A 250-nucleotide genomic window follows, 5' to 3' on the forward strand; every position below is an offset into this window, starting at 1 on the left:
GTAATCTTGGTGATCTTACGGTTGGATGACATGTAGTTGTCGATTGCTGGCTTGAAGGTCTTGCTGTGCAGAACCGACTTAGGAATGTAGAAGGTTTCAGCAGCTGCCGACTTCTGCAGACCAGTCAGATAGCTTTGACCCTCGCCAAGTCCAGAGTTCAGCTGGTTAAGGCCGTTAGTGATCTGTGGTGAGCTTTGCGCCAGCTTGTTGATGCCGGTGTTAAGCTGCAGACTGCCGGCACTAAGCTGTC

1 protein-coding gene is annotated in these 250 nt (G+C 51.2%); it reads right to left on the reverse strand.

Annotation, left to right across the window (positions count from 1 at the left end; all coding sequences use genetic code 11):
- Positions 1 to 250, reverse strand: a 250-nt coding sequence (locus LI126_RS14985) for a hypothetical protein (protein ID WP_227165713.1), incomplete at both ends; no start/stop codon positions are given.

The sequence above is a fragment of the Mediterraneibacter sp. 210702-DFI.5.30 genome (genome assembly GCF_020560115.1).
Lineage (GTDB): Bacteria > Bacillota > Clostridia > Lachnospirales > Lachnospiraceae > Mediterraneibacter > Mediterraneibacter faecis.